Origin of the sequence: Chryseobacterium jejuense, assembly GCF_900100075.1 — a bacterium.
Classification (GTDB): domain Bacteria; phylum Bacteroidota; class Bacteroidia; order Flavobacteriales; family Weeksellaceae; genus Chryseobacterium; species Chryseobacterium jejuense.
Genome location: NZ_FNEG01000002.1, coordinates 108,364 through 125,451 on the forward strand (window position 1 = coordinate 108,364; position 17,088 = coordinate 125,451).

Sequence of the window (17,088 nt, forward strand, 5' to 3'; positions counted from 1 at the left end):
ATATATAAAAGATAAACTTATGAAAAACGCGAGTATTATTGGGCTTAAAGAAGCCGATTGCAAGAAAATAGCAGAAAAATTAAATGCACTTTTAGCCAATTATTCTATATTTTATCAGAACACAAGAGGTTCTCACTGGAATATCAAAGGAGATCAGTTTTTTACGCTTCACCCAAAGTTTGAAGAACTTTACAATAGCTTAGTTTTAAAAATTGATGAAATTGCAGAAAGAATCCTGACCTTAGGAGCGACTCCTGCACACAACTACTCAGATTATTTAAAAGTAGCCACCATCAAAGAAAGCAAAGAAGTAACTGATGGGACTAAAAGTGTTGAACAAATTCTAAATTCATTCAAAGTTGTGATTGATCTTCAGAGAGAGCTTTTAGACATTACAGATCAGGCAGGTGATGAAGGTACCAACTCTCAGATGAGCGACTACATTACCGAGCAAGAGAAAGAAGTTTGGATGTACAATTCTTATTTGGGGAAATAAACCGATAAGATCATCAAAATATTTCAAAAAAATCGCCTTACATTTAGGCGATTTTATTTTTAATTTTTATATTTGCGTTAAAATTACACATATCATGAACGACGTAAGACTCAACTCTATCCTAGATAACGATTTCTATAAAATAACCATGCAGAATGCAGTGGTAAAACTTTTCCCTAGTTCTATTGTTAAATATGAATTCATTAACAGAGGAAAACACCATTTTCCGGAAGGTTTTGATGTGGCATTAAGAGAAGCTGTTAATAAAATGGCCGAACTTAAACTTACCAAGGATGAAAAAAAATTCATGGCCAGAACATGCCCTTATATTGATCTTCCTTATTTGGACTTCCTGGAAGGTTACCACTATGATCCGTCTGAAGTTAAAATTCGTCAGGAAGGTGGAGATCTTTCTGTCATTGTTGAAGGTCTTTGGTACAGAACAATTCTTTGGGAAGTTCCCCTATTGGCACTAATAAGTGAACTACATTATGAAATGAATCATATGGAGAGAGACTCCAATGAAGTAGTGATGAGCAAAACCATTGAGAAAGCAGATTCTTTGGGCCGGCTTGGAGTAACATTTGCAGAGTTCGGAACAAGAAGAAGACATTCTTATAAGGTACAAAATCTGGTAATGGAAGCTTTGACACAGAAAAAAGATTCTACCTTCATCGGAAGTTCCAATGTACATTTTGCTATGAAATATGGAGTAAAACCTATCGGAACTCATGCTCACGAATGGTTTATGTTCCACGCTGCTGAATATGGCTTTAAAATGGCTAATGAAATGGCTTTGGAACATTGGGTAGACGTTTACAGAGGTGATCTGGGAGTTGCTCTTTCAGATACTTACACTACGGATGTTTTCTTCCAGCAGTTTGATAAAAAATTCGCTAAGCTTTTTGATGGTGTACGTCACGACAGTGGTGACGCCCTTGAATTTGCAGATAAAACTATTGCCCACTATCAAAAAAACGGCATTAATCCGATGTTTAAATATATCATTTTCTCAGATGCTTTAAATCTTGAAAAAGTAGAAGAAATTACCAACTATTGTAGAGGGAAAATAGGTATATCTTTCGGAATAGGAACCAACCTTACCAATGATGTTGGCTTAAAACCGATGAATATAGTCATGAAACTTATCGGTGTACAAGCTCCTAATAAAGAATGGATTCCTACGGTAAAACTTTCTGATGAACATGGAAAATATACGGGTGACCCAAAGATGATTGAACTGGCTAAAGAATTTTTAAGAATAAAAGATTAACTATAGCCTGAAATGATGAATAAAAATTATCATCATCCTATTTCTCTGGCACTTATAGAAAAATAAAGTCTAACGTCTCTATAATAATTAGTGCAGGTAAAGCAAAGCTCCTGCACTATTACATTTTTTAATACTTTCAAGCCAAAACCCAAAGTGTTAAAAATTATCAAACAAAACTAATAATTCAATAAATAGTTGATTATCAATTGTTAAAATTCGTGTTTATTTGTTAATTACATAAAATATTGTTACATTCGGAAAAACAAAAACTTTATTTTATGAAAAAACTACTATTCTTGAGTTTCACAGCATTGTCAATAATGGGCAGTGCTCAGATTTTAGTCACAGAGAGCTTTGAAAATGCTCTAGACCCAGCATTTGTAATAAGCGGAGGGTATACTGGTACCGCTGGTGTTTATACAGGCTCCGCCGCCTGTGATGGTAATGGATTTATAGGAGCGGAAGTATGGGGTGGTGGTACTTCAAGCAGAACTGTTAACTTAGTTTATACCAAGCCTTCAACTCTAACGGCTAATGGTAAAAAAATTGACATCACTTTTTCGTATTCTATACTTGCTTATGATACTGCCAGTATCATAGGAGGCACTCTAAATGTGGCCTATTCTACTGATGGAGGAACTACTTATACACCTGTGGGAAGTCCAGTTACCCTTGCAACCACAGACACTTCCTGTGCAACGTTTACAGGGACAATCCCGGAAAGCGCAAATGTAAATGGAAATTTCAAGTTGAGAATACAGACGCTAGGAACTACAGGAACTACCTATGATTTTTATAGTTTTATAGACAATATACGTATTAAACAAGAAGTAACTGCCGCTCCAGCCTGTGCTACAATAAGCAGTCCTATCAGCGGTGCAACAGGTGTTTCTGTACGTCCAAAAATTACATGGGGTACCGTAGCAGGAGCCGAATCGTATAAATTAAAAATTGGGACCACATCAGGAGGCTCAAATATTTATTCGGGAACTATCTCAGATACCTCCTTCACTCCAACACTTGCCGGTGCTTTCCCACAAAATACACCTCTTTATGTAACTGTTACTCCAACTAATTCTTTAGGGGATGCTTCAGGATGCCAGGAAATATCTTTCACAATTGGAACTAATGCACTTCTTCCTTATTGTGGACCTCTTACCTCTAAACTTGGAACCTACTCCATATCTAATATCCAGTTTAGCAACATGACTAATCCATCTACATCAACAACAGTTGCCCATGAGAATTTCACTAGTAAAATAGCTACGGTAAACAGAGGCACTGCTTATCCAATCACTCTTCAGGGAGCCGGATTAGGAACCAATAACCGCTTTGGATTTACAGTATTTATAGATTGGAACCAGAACGGAAGCTTCACTGATGCTGGAGAAGCCTATTTTGTAACCTCCGATTTTGCAGGGGGCGCAGCAGCATTAGGTGGTACGATTACTGCTAATAAAAGTATTCCAGTACCGGCTAATGCTACTTTAGGTAATACCCGAATGAGAGTTAAATATCAATTTAACGACTCAACAACCTCTGTAAGAGCAGAATTATCAAACCCATGCGCTGATGTAAGTGAAGGGCAAGTAGAAGACTATACTATTACTGTGACTGATGCTTCATTGGCAACCTCTGAAGTGGGAGTAAACAAAAAAGCAGAAATTTCTATTTACCCTAATCCATTTAAAGATATTTTACACATTTCTGATACAAAAGGAGTGAAATCAGTTACTGTAACAGATGTTGCTGGCAGACAATTGAAAACACTTAAAGCAAGCAATGAAATTAATCTTTCTGATCTAGGTTCAGGTCTTTACCTGATTGGTCTTCAAATGGAAGATGGAAGTGTAAAAACTTTGAAAGCAATTAAGAAGTAATATACCATAAAATATATTGATAAAGCGGCAGTAAACTGCCGCTTTTACTTTTTCAACCCAAACTTATAAGGTTTTATTATCTTTATAAAAATAAATATTATGGTTTCAAAAATACTACTCATACTCTCTCTAATTACATTCACATTATCTTTTGCCCAGGAGAAGAAGATCGATAAACCCAAATTCAACCAAGAACTGGCCACTTCACTGGGAGCAGACCAATACGGAATGAAGCCTTATACTATTGTAATGCTTACAACAGGAACTGCAAAAATTGAAGATAAAGCCAAAATGGGTTCTTTAATGAAAGGGCATATGGAAAATATTGGTAAACTGGCTAATGAAGGGAAGATCGTGGTAGCAGGACCTTTTCTGGAGAAGAATAAGGAAAATTACCGCGGAATGTTTATTTTCAATACAAAATCTAAGGAAGAAGCTGAGCAATGGGTGAAAACGGATCCTGCAGTTCAGGCCGGAGTTTTCAGTTATGAAATATTTCCCTGGTACGGTTCAGCAGCTCTGCCTCTGTATCTGAAATATCATGACGAAATTTCAAAAGATAATCCTTAAAAATAAAGTAAAATCCCTCAATTGAGGGATTCTTTATTTCTAGTCCATACAGATAAACGGTCTTCTTGGTGGATAGCAACAATAAGGATTGCTACAGTATGTATAACCTGCCGGGCAGTATCCTCCATCCACTGGTACCAGGCATACAGCTGCAGCACCTCCTAAAACAGTTTTCAACTCATTTCTGTTTAAATTTTTTAAATTTTTCATAGTTATTTAGTTTAATTTTAGCTTCCTACTCTTTAAGATTTTCGGATTCCTCTTTTATTTCTCTTTATCTAAAAATAAATATACAATTTATTTTTTAATTAGCTAAATTCCAAACAATTATCAACAAATTAAAAAAAATCCCTCAATTGAGGGATTTTTTTATTTTTAGTCTATACAGATATGTGGTCTTCTCACCGGATAGCAACAATAAGGGTTACTGCAGAATGTAAAGCCTACCGGACACATTCCATCTACAGGAGTTTCACATTCTGAAGCGACCCCTCCTAAAACAGTTTTCAAATCTTTTCTGTTTAAGTTTTTTAAATTTTTCATAGCCATTCTTTTTGGGTTTTATTCCTACTCTTTAAGATTTTCGGATATCTCTTTGATTATTGCTTTTTATTTAGAATTAAACACGCCAATAATTACTTAATTATTTATATTCCAAACAAATATAAATAAACAAAAGCATTTAATTTAATAATATCTCCTAGTATAAAGAATTATTTTTCATTACTTTAGCTATATCAAAAATAAACTTACAAAACTGAATATAAGTAAGTTACAAACACCATAAACTAAAAAATCAATTCCATGAAAAAAACAAACTTATCTCCACTTTCGAGAACAGATCTGAAAGAGGTATTTGGTGGATATTTACATCTGCCAGAATGTCCCGGAGGATGCCCTGGTGAAGGCATGATCAGATGCCCCGACGGATCAACCACTATGACTAATTTTATATGTATGGGGGGAAGATGTGAACCAGCTGCAAGATGCAAACCATTGGTTCTTGAACCATTTCCAGGTCCAATTACAGTCACTCCATAATCTGACAAATAACAAATAAGGTGAGCTTTCCAGCTCACTTTTTTTATATCTTTAAGTAAACAAAACCTACCATGAAAACTATTGAAGAAGTTCTGAAAAGACTTGATGAAATCATTATCTGGTGTAAAGAAAATAAAAGTCCTGCTGGATATTTCGCCTGTACTTACCGTATTATGACCGCTCAGGTTTTAAAAGGAATTCAACAAAAAAAATTCGAAGACAATCCCCGAATGACCCTATTGGATATTGCATTTGCACAACGTTATCTTGAAGCATGGGAGAACTACAGCAAGGGTAAAAAATGCACCAACTCCTGGTACATTGCCTTTGAAGCAACCCAAAATAAAAATCTGCTGATATTACAGCATATTTTTCTTGGGATGAACGCCCATATTAATCTTGATCTTGGGGTTTCTGCTGCTTCTATTATGCCATACCGAAAAATCAATCCCTTAAAAAAGGATTTTGAGAATATTAATAATGTAATTGCATCCATCAATCAGAAAGTACAGGATTCTCTGAACAAAATATGTTATCCGGTACAACTCATCGATCAGCTTTCCAATGGGAAAGACAATGTTATTTTAGATTTTGCCATTTCCAAAGCGAGAGATACTTCATGGGCAACAGCCATCATTGCATCTAATACACCTAATTTTCTGAGAGACCAGGTAATTAACATCGTGGATTATGCTGCAGCACAGGTTGCTACCCAAATTTTAAATCCAAAAATTCTCACCCCTGCCCTGCTTAAAGAACTTAAGAAATGTGAAAGCAGTGATATTGTAAAGAATATTGAAATACTGGAATCAGCGAAAACAGTTTAAACGAAAACAAAAAGGCCGGGATCTTCCTCACGGACCCCGGCCAAATAATGAACAAATAAAAAGAAACTACATTGCTTCTTTATGCTTTTTACGATAAGCATAATAGAACACAATTGGTAATATGGTAAATGACAGCAGCATACAGATAATTAATCCACCTACAATCATAATAGCTAAAGGTTTTTGAATTTCTGACCCCATTCCGTTGGACATGGCTGCCGGAAGAAGTCCCATAGATCCCATTAGTGCAATCATCACAACCGGACGGATTCTGCTTTTTACCCCATCAGAAATTGCTTCTTTAAGAGACATTCTATTCTGAAGATTTTCCTTCATCACTCCAATCAAAACGATACCATCAATAGTAGCCACTCCAAAAAGGATGATAAAACCAATTCCTGCGGAGATTCCAAAGATGGTTCCCGTAAACCAAAGGGATAAAAACCCTCCGATGAATGCAAAGGCTAATGTAATGGAGGAAATCAAAGTATCTTTTACATTCCCGAAGTTGAAATACAGCAGCATCAGAATAAGTACCAATGAAATAGGAACTACCATAGCCAACTGCTTTGCTGCTCTTTCCTTACTTTCAAACTCACCGGCCCAAGTCATTTTATGGCTTTTCGGAAGTTTTACTTCTTTTTCTACCTTTTCTTTGGCTTCTTTAATGGTACTTCCCAAATCACGCCCTTCAATATTGAATCCTACCCCAATATATCTGCTGTTTCCTTCGCGATAAATAAATGATGGCCCGGTATGATAATCAATGGTTGCAATTTCTTTCAATGGTACTTTTTTATTATCCTGGGTCGGGATCAGAATATTTCCCATCTTTTCAGGAGTATCACGATACTCTTTATCGAATCTGAGCATCACATCAAACATTCTTTCTTCTTCGTAGAACTTGGTAGCGGCCTGTCCACCAATGGTCATTTCAATCACCGCCTGAGCATCTGCTGTGGAAACTCCATACTTTGCCATTTTGGAATCATGAAGCTGTATTCTGAGTTCCGGAAGTCCAATGTTTTTAAAGACATTCACATCTGAAATTCCCGGAACGGTTCTGATGGAATTCGCTACCTGATTGGCATAATTTTCAAGTTGAAATAAATCATTCCCAAATATTTTAATTACCAGCGGCGCTTTTACTCCAGCTACATATTCTTCTACGTTATCCTGGATCGGCTGACTGAATCCAAAATTGATTCCCGGATATTTTTCAAGAGAAACTCTCATTTGTTCGAGGAGTTCATCTTTGGAAATTTTCTTCTTCCACTCATTTTCCGGTTTCAGCTGGATATTAAATTCAATATTAAAGAATCCTGTGGGGTCTGTTCCATCATTAGGGCGACCAGTTTGAGTCATGACGAATTTCACTTCATCGTACTTCATCAAAATCTCCTTCATCTCTTTGGTTAATCGTACGGATTCATCCAGATTTACACTATTTGGAAGCGTAGCACGCACATAAATAGCTCCTTCATTCAGCTTAGGTAAGAATTCCGAACCGTAGTTTGAAAACCTCCAGCCACATAAAGCAAGTAAGGCAACGAAACCAATCATAAAGCCTTTATTATGGCGAACACTAAATTCATAGATTCTATAGATGTTCACTTTGAAGAATCTTGAAATAAAGTTTTCTTTCTCCTCAATATTTTTGGTTAGTAAAAGCTTACACATCGCTGGCACATAGGTCAAACTTAGGATCAATGAACCTAACAGAGCATATCCCAATGTAAATGCTAAAGGAGAGAACATTTTTCCTTCTACTTTCTGGAAAGAGAAGATCGGCATTAAGGCCACAATCAGAATCAATAGAGCAAAGAAAATATAACTTGCTACACTTCCTGCACTCTTCTTGATGATTCCAAGTTTGGAAATTTTATTAAACCTTCTAAGCCCGATTTTTTTAGCTTTCAGTTCGAGGGCGACAAATACATGTTCTACGATGACGAGTGTTCCTTCCAGTAGTAATCCGAAATCCAATGCTCCCATGGAGATCAGGTTTGCCGGAAGTCCCTGAATTTTCAACATGATAATCGCGAAAAGGAAAGCTAATGGAATTACTGATGCTACAATAAATGTTGTTCTCCAATTGTATAGGAAGATGAATACAATAATGGAAACCAGAATTACTCCTTCAATCAGGTTTTTAGAAACAGTATGAACAGTTGTATTCACCAATTCTGTACGGTCAATGATCGGAACAATCTGAACATCGCCCGGCAATTCTCCGCCATTCAATTCCTCTATCCTGTCTTTAAGTCTTGCAATGACTTCACTTGGATTTTCACCGCGAAGCATGATGACAATACCTTCTACTACATCATTTTCTTTATTGTACCCTACCTGACCTAATCTTGGTTTTGCTGACACTTTAACTTCGGCAACATGTTTTACCAGAATAGGAGTAGAACCTTTTACTTCAATCTGAATATTTTCAATATCCTCCTTCTTTTCCAAAAGACCAATCCCCCGCACAACATAAGCCTGATCTCCTTTTGCCACTACATCTCCGCCTACATTAATATTACTCTTCGAAACCGCTTCATACACATCCAGGGGGGAAAGGTCGTAATTGTGTAATTCTGTAGGATTAATTTTTATTTCATATGTTTTTTCTTCACCACCAAAACTCACTACATCTGCAACACCGGGAACAGCCAATAGCTCTCTTTCAACCACCCAATCCTGGATAGCCGTTACTTCTTTAATGGGTAATTTACTTTTAATGATATAACGGTAAATTTCACCGGTAGCTCCTGATGGCGGCTCAATGCTGTACTCTGCCCCAGCAGGAAGGTTTACATTACCGAGTTTATTGGAAGCATACTGCTGGGCATAAAAATCATTGACATGATCATCAAAAATCACCGTAACCACAGATAATCCGAACAGGGAAATAGATCGTACCGAAGTTTTATTCGGAATAGCATTCATTTCCTTGGAGATGGGCAGTGTGACAAATTTCTCTATCTCTTCAGCACTTCTTCCCGGCCATTGGGTAATTACTCTTACTCTGGTATTGGTTACATCCGGAAATGCTTCAATCGGGGTGTGTATATAAGAATAGATTCCTCCGGCTAACAACAGGAAAGTTCCCAAAAGAACAATCAGCGAGTTTTTTAAGGAGAAGGAAACTATATTCTGTACAAATTTTCGCATTACTTCTTAGAGGTATTTAATTGATTTTTCAGGTTCTCATAGATCAACAATCCATTGGAAGCAATCACATTTTCACCTTGTTTTAAATTTCCTTCTACATAAATATATTGGCTGTTAGAAGCTATTTCTGTTACAGGTCTTATTTCCAGTTCACAGTCTTTTTTATACACAACTACATAACTTTGATTATTATCGAAGATCAAAGCTTTTGCAGGAATAGCCAAAGCACTTTTATTTTGCGCATTAACAGGTAAAACAACATCTGCAGACATTCCGGGTCTTAGCTTCATTCCGTTATTATCCATGATGATCTTCGCTTTCAATACTCTTTCATTTTCATTAAAAACCTGAGAAATATTGTTGATCTTTCCTGCAAAGCTGTCATCAGGATACGCTAAAGTCTTCACCACTACAGGCTGGTCTACATATACATGTCTCATGTTGGTAGCATATACATTCGCCATTACCCAAACCTTATCCAGATTGGAAATGGTAAAAAGCTGGTCACCACCCGCAGTTACAGGCATTCCTTTAGAGATATTCTTGCTTATCACATAGCCATCTGCAGGTGCTTTAATCTGTAGTGTGCTCCCTCCGGCAGAATACAACTGCATATTCTTTTGCGTTTTAGAAATATTAGACTGAAGGATCGTTACTTCAGCTCTTGCTTCCTGAAGATCTTTCTGAGAGGCAATATCATCTTTGTACATAGCCTCTACTGAAGCCAATTTTCTTTTTGCTACCGCAAGTTGAGCCTGTAATGTCTGGGTATCATCCTGCATTTCATTAACAGCTGTACTTTTTACGGAAGCCAGAACCTGTCCTTTTTTCACATAATCTCCAAGGGAAAAATAAGTATCAGTAACTACTCCATCCACAAGGCTTACAAAGGGAACTGTTTTATCAGAATTGCTTTCCACTTCTCCGGTAAGAGTGATGCTTTCTTCAATAGGAAGCATTTCTGCTTTGGCCAGCTTAATATCTTTTTTAAGTTCCTGACTGATGCAATATCCTTTTTCAGCTTCATTGGCTGGTTTCTGATCTTTACAGCCCGTAAGAGTTACCAAGGCAGACAGATAAATAACTGCGATATATTTAGTAGTGTTCATTTTCATAATTAGATGTTCATATTTTTTAAGGTCATGCTTAATGGTTATTTATAAATCCTGTCCAACAACATATTGCAGGTTCTCATAATATTGATTAAGCTCTTTTTTAGTATCCAGTATGATCATTTTATTACCGATGTAGGTCTCCAGAAAATCCATGTATTCCAGCATGCTTATATTTCTGAGTCTGAAGTTTTTTTCATGGCTTACCAATAAACCATCTAATGTAGATTCGTAGGCTTCATCAATTTCTTCTGAGACCTCTTGGGTACGGATATAGTTTCTGAAAACAGAGACAATTTCATTCTCAGATTTCAACTGATTTTTACGGGTTTCATTTTTACTTTTTTCAATTTCAAGTCTGGCCTCCTGAATGTTTCCTTTATTTCTGTCGAAAATGGGAAGGTCTACTGAAACGCCTAATCCGATAAAGTCTTTCATAATATTTCCACCACGATCATAGCCAATAGAAACAGCTACATCCGGAGTTTTCATTGCATTCTGAATTTCAAGGTTCTTGGCAGCATGCTTTTCTTTATTCTTCGCAATCATAATATCCGGACGGTTTTCTTTTGCTTTTTCCAGCCATTGCGTAAGTTCAATTTCTGAAAGCTGTTTTTCCGGCATAGTAAATGAATCCGAAATCACAAGATAAGAATGAGATGGAATCATCAGTAAAGCTTTCAGTTCTGCCTGCTGGTCTTCAATTTCCTGTTTCAAGGACACAAGTTTTTTCTTGAATTCAATTTCCTGCGCTTTCAGACGGATATATTCTGCCTTACTGATGTTCCCAAGGTTTAATTGATTGTTGTAAGATTTTGTTAGTTTCTCAATAGAAGCAATTTGACCTTGGTAAATTTTCTGTTGTTCCTGATTGTATAAAATATCGGTAACTGAGTTTCTTAAGGTCTTTTTGAGTTCGCGTAATACTTCCTGTAGTTCGTATTTTTCGCCTTCTACTTCAATTTTCTGTAATTCTATATTTTTTCTTCGTTTCCCTGCCGTCTGAATCACCTGCTCTATTTCTGCAGAGATCTGGGTATTCTTCCCCCAGTTTCCAATAAGCGCAGGCTGCTCTTCAATATCATAAGTTCTCCAGAGATTAACTTCACTGATGCTTAATTTAGGGTTAGGCCAGTATTTAGCCTGGAGCGCTCTGGCTTCTGCCTGGGAAATTTCCAGTTTTTGGGCAATAATATCTAGATTATTGGCAAGAAAAATTGTTTCAGCCTCCTTTCTGCTGATCTTCAAAGTATCTGAAGCCTGCGCAGAAAAGAAACTAAAACAATGAATATAAAATAGGGTAAAAAAAATCTTCTTCAAGGTCTCTTATTTAAGACCACAAAGCTATTCTCCTAATATTAGAGCCAATTTCGAATGAAATTAAAATTCAATTAGGCCAACATTAGAGTTTGATTAGAATAGGTTGGGATTTATTTTTAATTCTCGCAGATCATGGAGATTACGCAGATTTTTTTAACACGAATTGCAATAATACGTTTCACAAACAACACTACTATTTTACGCAAAAGAATTATCCACAAAACTTTGTGAAAATCCGTGGGAGATTAACATCAATAGAAACGGACTTTAGTCCGTTTACATTTAAATTAGCATTCCACTGGCTTTAGCCAAAACATAAAAAGATCCTTTTAGTTTTCCAAATTAGGAGGAAAAACAAGCAGAACATTCGTACCCACATCTACTTGAGAATCAATTTTCATTGAAATATTGTGATGATCAAAGATACTTTTAGATAAAGACAGCCCGATACCACTCCCTTTAATTCCATCTACATTTTTTCCTCTATAAAATGTATCTGTAATTTTGACAAGATCATCTGCAGGAATACCTTTTCCCTGATCTTTCACTTCAATATTCAATTGATTTTCGTTTTCCGACAAAATAATTTCCACAGGATGACCATGAGAATACTTGATTGCATTTTCTACAATATTATACAATGCCAGATACAAAAGGGTTTCATTACCTGGAAACTCCAGTAAAGAAGGTTTTGTGACCTGAAGCTGGATCTTAATGGCTGAATTATTGTCTTTGGCTTTGGAATCCAATTTTTCATACATCTTCCAGATCAATTCATCCACTCTTACCGTTTTGTGGGAAGATTCAAGCTTAGTCATCCCGGACATCAACAGAAGGTTATTGAGAATATTTTCAATCTCAAAAACATTATCCAGAGATTCTTTGGCTACTTTTTTATATTCTTCGGGAGTTCTGTCTTTTTGAGCAAATACTTCCAGATTTCCGGAAATAGCAGCTAACGGCGTTTTGAATTCGTGAGAAACGTAGTTGATAAAATTCTGCTGTAACAATACATTTTCAGATATTCTTCCCAATAGTTTATTATAGGATTTAATTAAATCTTCAATTTCATCATTGGTATTAGTAGATGTAATAGCAGTAGAGATATTATTATAATCTACCTTGTTAATCCGTTCCACAACATTCGAAATCGGTTTATACACTACTTTTGAAAGATATCGGCTTAAGAAATAAATAGCCAACAACCCTATCATCAAAACAGAAAGCATAATAATAGAAAGCCTCCATATCTGTGACTGAAATGAATCATTCGGGGATTTCACAAAAACAACAAAGTCTCCCTGATTATCCGGATAGAAAATCCCATAATAAAACTGATTATCAGACATAAATTGAGTTCCCCTATTATTCCTAGCAGCCTGTAAATGAGAAAGTCTGATATTTTTATCATTCAGATTCTGCCCAAACGTCACTTCATTATTCTGATTATAAACTGCAACCTGATTATTCTGAATCAGATGTTTGTATTCCTGTTTAATCTGGGCGTGTCTATCTTTGGGTAATTCATCTTTTTCAAGATAATAAATGGCAGAAATCAGAGCGGTATTCCTAAGTTTTTCGAAATAAAAGATCTTCGTACTGTCATAATAGGCAAAAAATATCACCGCAGATGTAATGATAGAAACAATGCCAAACGAAAGGCTTGAAATAATGGTAAATCTGTTCCGAAGAGTCATTCTAATCTTTAATTAAATATCCTGTACCTTTTACAGTATGAATAATTTTCTGTTCAGATTCATCAATCTTGTTACGAACATAGGAAATATAAACATCCACTACATTCGTTGAACTGTCAAAATCTATTCCCCAGACGTTATGTAGAATCTGGGTTCTGCTCAACACTTTATTTTTATTCTCCATCAGGAAAGTAAAAAGCTTGTATTCGGTAGGAGAAAATTCAATCTCTTTATCATTTTGGGTAACCTTATGAAGATCTGTATCAACTGTAATACTGCCACACGACAGCTGATTATCCTCTTTCTGATAACTCAGTTTATTCCGTCTTGTTAATGCTTTAATTCTTGAAATCAGTTCTTCAAAATGAAAAGGTTTGGATAAATAATCATCCGCACCAAGATCCAGCATTTTAATTTTATCATCCGGGCTGTTCAGTGCACTCAAAACCAAAATTGGAGTATAATTTCCTTTAAACCTTATAATCTGCGTAAGCTGCATTCCATCCAATCCTGGAAGCATAATATCCATTAATATAATATCAAAATCGTAGGTATGAAGAATTTCTCTGGCTTTTTCACCCGAATCTGCTAGCGTCATTGTATAACCGGCTTCAGAAAGCCCTTTCAACAGGAAACTGCTAATTCTCTGATCGTCCTCTACCAATAAGATATTCATAATGTTTCTGAAATTTCCCATAAATATAGGGATTCTGGCTGAAGAAAGGAAGCCGGAAGAAGGAAGCCATTTTTTTCGATGTATTGAAAAAATGAATGATTTTGATTTCAACCTCTATCCTGAAATTCAATACTCAGCATTAACTTCCAGCCTTTTTTCCTAATTTTGAAGAATGGAGATGACCTATTTAATTATTGGATGTATTGTTGGTGGAGCCCTGGGAGCCATTATTTTATATTTTGCCTTGAAATCGTCTACGGTTTCAAGAAGTACTTTTGATGAGTTAAACTTCTTACATATTAAAAACAAATCAGACCTTGAAAATTCAAACACAAAAAATCAGGAGCTGAATCTACAACTCAATAAAGAAAAGGATCTCAATATACAGCATCAGGATCTTCTGAATGATCTGAAAAATGAGTTTGCCAGGCTTTCTGCGCAACATTCTTCACTGAACAATCAATTTCAGGATCAAAAACAGCTGTCTTTAAAACAGGATTTTCAGATAGAAACCCTTATTGCCGAAAAACAGGATTTTTTTGCTAAAAACGCTGAACTTTCTGCCCAGAATGAAAGTCTGCAAAAATCACTGAATACCCAAAAAGAAGAGATTACAAAAATACAGGATGAATCCAAGCTCCAGTTTGAAAATCTGGCCAATAAAATATTAGAAGAAAAAACAGAAAAGTTCACCACTTTAAATCAAAATAATCTTAAAAATATCCTTGACCCTTTCCAGGAAAAAATCACCGATTTAAAGAATAGAGTGAATGAAGCTTATGAAAAGGAAAATAAAGAACGTTTCTCTCTTGCTGAAAAAGTAAAAGAACTTGCTGAGCTGAACCAGCAGATTTCCGAAGATGCCAAAAAATTAACCAGAGCCCTGAAAGGCGAAAGCAAAACCCAGGGAAATTGGGGTGAAATGATTCTTGAAAGTATCCTTGAAAAATCAGGATTGGTAAAAGGCAGAGAATATTTCCTGGAACATGAACTTCGTGATGAAGATAACAAAGCTCTTTTCTCTGAATTTTCGGGTAAAAAAATGCGCCCGGATGCTGTGATAAAATATCCCGATGAGAGAAATGTCATAGTTGATTCCAAAGTTTCTCTTACAGCTTTCACAGAATTGGTGGATGAAACCGACCAGGAGATTTATACCATGAAACTTAATCAACATTTAAGTTCCATCAAAAATCACATTATGCAGCTTAGCCAAAAAGCGTATGATGATTATGGAAAATCTCTGGATTTTGTGATGATGTTCATTCCTAGTGAACCGGCTTATATTGCCGCTATGCAGGCAGATCAAAACCTTTGGAACTATGCGTATGAAAGAAGAATTCTATTATTAAATCCAAGCAACCTAATCACTTCCTTAAAGCTGATTGCCGACCTCTGGAAACGTGAATACCAGAACAAAAATGCCCTGGAAATAGCAGAAAGAGGAGCCAGATTGTATGATAAATTTGTAGGTTTTGTGGATAACCTTGAAAAAGTAGGACGTAATCTCGACCTTGCAAAGAATGTTTATAATGATGCCTACAAACAACTTTATACAGGGAATGACAACCTTGTGATTCAAACTCAAAAACTAAAATCACTGGGAATTAAAAATAAAAAGGATCTTCCTCAGAGCCTTATTGACAATAGCAATTTGATAGAATAAAAATCGAAACACCATGAAAAAATCAAATCTCATCCTGTTAATATGTCTTATTCTCTATTTAGCCTCACTTCCTTTCACAGCAGTATATGCCAAAGGTCATGAAATGAGCGGACTAGCCTGTGCATTGTTAGGTTGGGCTGAAATGAAAGGTGGCGGAATAGCCTGGATGGCTAACCCTCTGTTATTTATTGGAGTGTTCTTTCTGTTGTTAAAACAAGTAAAAATATCAGCTGTTATCAGCCTTATTGCCTTTGGTCTTACTTTTTGTTATTTATCTGTTGGTGAAATTACAGTGAATGAAGCAGGGCATCAATTTCCTATAACAGGATACGGACCGGGATATTTTCTTTGGATGGCAAGTTGCTTCACTCTGTTACTCGGAAATATTGTTTTGATGGTTACGTCAAAGAAAATTCAAGATCAAAATTCGGGACCAACGAACTATTAATTCTATAAAACGATTGATATGTTTTCCCTTACAACTTACCCATATCCTACCTCAAAATCAGTTAAGGAGATATTAATTTCTTCTTTAGCAGCAGGAGCTTTGGTATATCTTTTCCTGATTATTTTCCAGCCCTTTGGTACGGAAAATTTTCATCATCCTTACAAATACCTTATTCTTTTTCCATATACTATTATTTTTGGAGCTGCATTTTTCGTTTCCAATCTTCTGGCCTACCGATTCCAGGACTGGAATATTACATCAGAACTCTTAAAAACAATAGTGATTCTATTCCTCGGATCTATTCTTTCCTATTTTTATAACTCGTTGTTCATAAGCCATGTCCCATTAAGTTTTGAGAATTACGGGTATATGTTTCTTTATTCTCTGGCTGTTGGTATTCCAATTTCAACCATTTACATTTTGTCAAGATTTATTTATTTAAAAAACACTCATCAGAATATTGCCGAAAACCTTGCTCCAAAACTCATTGATAATCCTTTACACTCAACAAAAACCAGTCTTGCTATTTCAGTGAATAACACTGAACTGATGATTTCTGAAAGTGATTTCCTATGTGTTCAATCTATGGAAAACTACTGCACATTGTACTATTTAGACAACAATACAGTAAAAAAATATGGCTCAGAATAAGCTTATCCAATATATTGGCACAGGTACAAACTCCTACAATCAAAAGGTGTCATCGCTCTTATATTATCAATCTTGGAAAAGTAAAAAATATCAAAGGAAATGCTCAAGGTTACAAATTGACTTTGCCCGAGATAGATTTTGATATTCCTGTATCAAGGAGCTTCATATCCATTATAATTCCTCAACTGCTACATCTTAAAAGATAAATACTTGCCATTCGTCACTATTTCTTGATGTTCATCACATTAAATTGATCTCTGTACCGG

Annotated in this window: 17 protein-coding genes; 10 read left to right on the forward strand and 7 right to left on the reverse strand. The window is 35.9% G+C overall.

Features of this window, described 5'->3' with window-relative positions:
- The first annotated feature begins 19 nt into the window (after positions 1-19).
- The 4 genes from BLS98_RS06125 (at position 20) to BLS98_RS06140 (ending at position 4,219) form a co-directional block, all read left to right on the forward strand.
- A complete protein-coding gene (locus BLS98_RS06125) occupies positions 20-496 on the forward strand; it encodes a Dps family protein (RefSeq protein WP_089734641.1) in 477 nt (158 codons plus the stop codon).
- A 94-nt stretch (positions 497-590) separates the two neighbouring features.
- Positions 591-1,769, forward strand: a complete 1,179-nt coding sequence (gene pncB / locus BLS98_RS06130; RefSeq protein ID WP_089734644.1) for a nicotinate phosphoribosyltransferase — start codon at positions 591-593, stop codon at positions 1,767-1,769.
- A 278-nt stretch (positions 1,770-2,047) separates the two neighbouring features.
- Entirely contained in the window at positions 2,048-3,649 is a 1,602-nt protein-coding gene (locus BLS98_RS06135; RefSeq protein WP_089734646.1) for a GEVED domain-containing protein, read from the forward strand.
- A gap of 99 nt (positions 3,650-3,748) precedes the next feature.
- Positions 3,749-4,219 (forward strand): YciI family protein, encoded by a 471-nt coding sequence (locus BLS98_RS06140; protein WP_089734649.1) that lies wholly within the window; start codon positions 3,749-3,751, stop codon positions 4,217-4,219.
- 39 nt (positions 4,220-4,258) lie between these two features.
- Here BLS98_RS06140 and BLS98_RS23220 read toward each other — a convergent pair whose 3' ends face one another.
- Positions 4,259-4,429 (reverse strand): bacteriocin-like protein, encoded by a 171-nt coding sequence (locus BLS98_RS23220; protein ID WP_167356179.1) that lies wholly within the window; start codon positions 4,427-4,429, stop codon positions 4,259-4,261.
- A 165-nt stretch (positions 4,430-4,594) separates the two neighbouring features.
- Positions 4,595-4,762, reverse strand: a complete 168-nt coding sequence (locus BLS98_RS23225) for a bacteriocin-like protein (RefSeq protein WP_167356180.1) — start codon at positions 4,760-4,762, stop codon at positions 4,595-4,597.
- A 261-nt stretch (positions 4,763-5,023) separates the two neighbouring features.
- On the opposite strand from BLS98_RS23225, the gene BLS98_RS23230 reads away from it, so the two are divergent.
- Both BLS98_RS23230 and BLS98_RS06150 read left to right on the forward strand, forming a co-directional pair.
- On the forward strand, positions 5,024-5,260 hold the full coding sequence (locus tag BLS98_RS23230) for a hypothetical protein (protein WP_146752538.1): 237 nt from the start codon (positions 5,024-5,026) through the stop codon (positions 5,258-5,260).
- 71 nt (positions 5,261-5,331) lie between these two features.
- On the forward strand, positions 5,332-6,087 hold the full coding sequence (locus tag BLS98_RS06150; RefSeq protein ID WP_089734653.1) for a DUF5995 family protein: 756 nt from the start codon (positions 5,332-5,334) through the stop codon (positions 6,085-6,087).
- Positions 6,088-6,153: 66 nt separating this feature from the next.
- Here the strand turns inward: BLS98_RS06150 and BLS98_RS06155 are convergent, their stop codons facing one another.
- The 5 genes from BLS98_RS06155 to BLS98_RS06175 all read right to left on the reverse strand — a co-directional run bounded on the left by BLS98_RS06155 (position 6,154) and on the right by BLS98_RS06175 (position 14,057).
- A complete protein-coding gene (locus tag BLS98_RS06155; protein ID WP_089734655.1) occupies positions 6,154-9,252 on the reverse strand; it encodes an efflux RND transporter permease subunit in 3,099 nt (1,032 codons plus the stop codon).
- Positions 9,252-10,361, reverse strand: a complete 1,110-nt coding sequence (locus BLS98_RS06160; protein ID WP_228436008.1) for an efflux RND transporter periplasmic adaptor subunit — start codon at positions 10,359-10,361, stop codon at positions 9,252-9,254. The genes BLS98_RS06155 and BLS98_RS06160 overlap by 1 nt, the downstream gene beginning before the upstream one ends.
- 48 nt (positions 10,362-10,409) lie before the next feature.
- Positions 10,410-11,684 (reverse strand): TolC family protein, encoded by a 1,275-nt coding sequence (locus BLS98_RS06165; protein ID WP_089734659.1) that lies wholly within the window; start codon positions 11,682-11,684, stop codon positions 10,410-10,412.
- Between the two features lie 329 nt (positions 11,685-12,013).
- Complete coding sequence (locus tag BLS98_RS06170) at positions 12,014-13,381, reverse strand: HAMP domain-containing sensor histidine kinase (protein WP_089734661.1); 1,368 nt, start codon at positions 13,379-13,381, stop codon at positions 12,014-12,016.
- Position 13,382: 1 nt separating this feature from the next.
- Complete coding sequence (locus BLS98_RS06175; protein ID WP_089735680.1) at positions 13,383-14,057, reverse strand: response regulator transcription factor; 675 nt, start codon at positions 14,055-14,057, stop codon at positions 13,383-13,385.
- A 178-nt stretch (positions 14,058-14,235) separates the two neighbouring features.
- Between BLS98_RS06175 and rmuC the strand changes: the two genes are divergently transcribed.
- From rmuC to BLS98_RS23745, 4 genes are read left to right on the forward strand one after another with little or no spacing between them, the layout of a single operon-like run.
- The gene (gene rmuC / locus BLS98_RS06180; RefSeq protein ID WP_089735682.1) at positions 14,236-15,723 is read left to right on the forward strand and encodes a DNA recombination protein RmuC; all 1,488 of its coding nucleotides are present in this window, start codon (positions 14,236-14,238) and stop codon (positions 15,721-15,723) included.
- A 13-nt stretch (positions 15,724-15,736) separates the two neighbouring features.
- Positions 15,737-16,171, forward strand: coding sequence for a hypothetical protein (locus tag BLS98_RS06185; RefSeq protein WP_089734663.1), 435 nt, complete (start codon positions 15,737-15,739; stop codon positions 16,169-16,171).
- Between the two features lie 18 nt (positions 16,172-16,189).
- Positions 16,190-16,822, forward strand: a complete 633-nt coding sequence (locus BLS98_RS06190) for a hypothetical protein (protein WP_089734665.1) — start codon at positions 16,190-16,192, stop codon at positions 16,820-16,822.
- Positions 16,744-17,028 carry a LytTR family transcriptional regulator DNA-binding domain-containing protein gene (locus BLS98_RS23745; protein WP_089734667.1) on the forward strand — a complete coding sequence of 95 codons (285 nt, stop codon included), beginning with the start codon at positions 16,744-16,746 and terminating at the stop codon, positions 17,026-17,028. The genes BLS98_RS06190 and BLS98_RS23745 overlap by 79 nt, the downstream gene beginning before the upstream one ends.
- Positions 17,029-17,088 lie beyond the last annotated feature (60 nt).

Bases quoted from the DNA above. Each gene is read 5' to 3' on its own strand.
- BLS98_RS06125 (WP_089734641.1), top strand. From the start codon at position 20: ATGAAAAACGCGAGTATTATTGGGCTTAAAGAAGCCGATTGCAAGAAA.
- pncB (WP_089734644.1), top strand. From the start codon at position 591: ATGAACGACGTAAGACTCAACTCTATCCTAGATAACGATTTCTATAAA.
- BLS98_RS06135 (WP_089734646.1), top strand. From the start codon at position 2,048: ATGAAAAAACTACTATTCTTGAGTTTCACAGCATTGTCAATAATGGGC.
- BLS98_RS06140 (WP_089734649.1), top strand. From the start codon at position 3,749: ATGGTTTCAAAAATACTACTCATACTCTCTCTAATTACATTCACATTA.
- BLS98_RS23220 (WP_167356179.1), bottom strand. From the start codon at position 4,429: ATGAAAAATTTAAAAAATTTAAACAGAAATGAGTTGAAAACTGTTTTA.
- BLS98_RS23225 (WP_167356180.1), bottom strand. From the start codon at position 4,762: ATGAAAAATTTAAAAAACTTAAACAGAAAAGATTTGAAAACTGTTTTA.
- BLS98_RS23230 (WP_146752538.1), top strand. From the start codon at position 5,024: ATGAAAAAAACAAACTTATCTCCACTTTCGAGAACAGATCTGAAAGAG.
- BLS98_RS06150 (WP_089734653.1), top strand. From the start codon at position 5,332: ATGAAAACTATTGAAGAAGTTCTGAAAAGACTTGATGAAATCATTATC.
- BLS98_RS06155 (WP_089734655.1), bottom strand. From the start codon at position 9,252: ATGCGAAAATTTGTACAGAATATAGTTTCCTTCTCCTTAAAAAACTCG.
- BLS98_RS06160 (WP_228436008.1), bottom strand. From the start codon at position 10,361: ATGAACACTACTAAATATATCGCAGTTATTTATCTGTCTGCCTTGGTA.
- BLS98_RS06170 (WP_089734661.1), bottom strand. From the start codon at position 13,381: ATGACTCTTCGGAACAGATTTACCATTATTTCAAGCCTTTCGTTTGGC.
- BLS98_RS06175 (WP_089735680.1), bottom strand. From the start codon at position 14,057: ATGAATATCTTATTGGTAGAGGACGATCAGAGAATTAGCAGTTTCCTG.
- rmuC (WP_089735682.1), top strand. From the start codon at position 14,236: ATGACCTATTTAATTATTGGATGTATTGTTGGTGGAGCCCTGGGAGCC.
- BLS98_RS06185 (WP_089734663.1), top strand. From the start codon at position 15,737: ATGAAAAAATCAAATCTCATCCTGTTAATATGTCTTATTCTCTATTTA.
- BLS98_RS06190 (WP_089734665.1), top strand. From the start codon at position 16,190: ATGTTTTCCCTTACAACTTACCCATATCCTACCTCAAAATCAGTTAAG.
- BLS98_RS23745 (WP_089734667.1), top strand. From the start codon at position 16,744: ATGTGTTCAATCTATGGAAAACTACTGCACATTGTACTATTTAGACAA.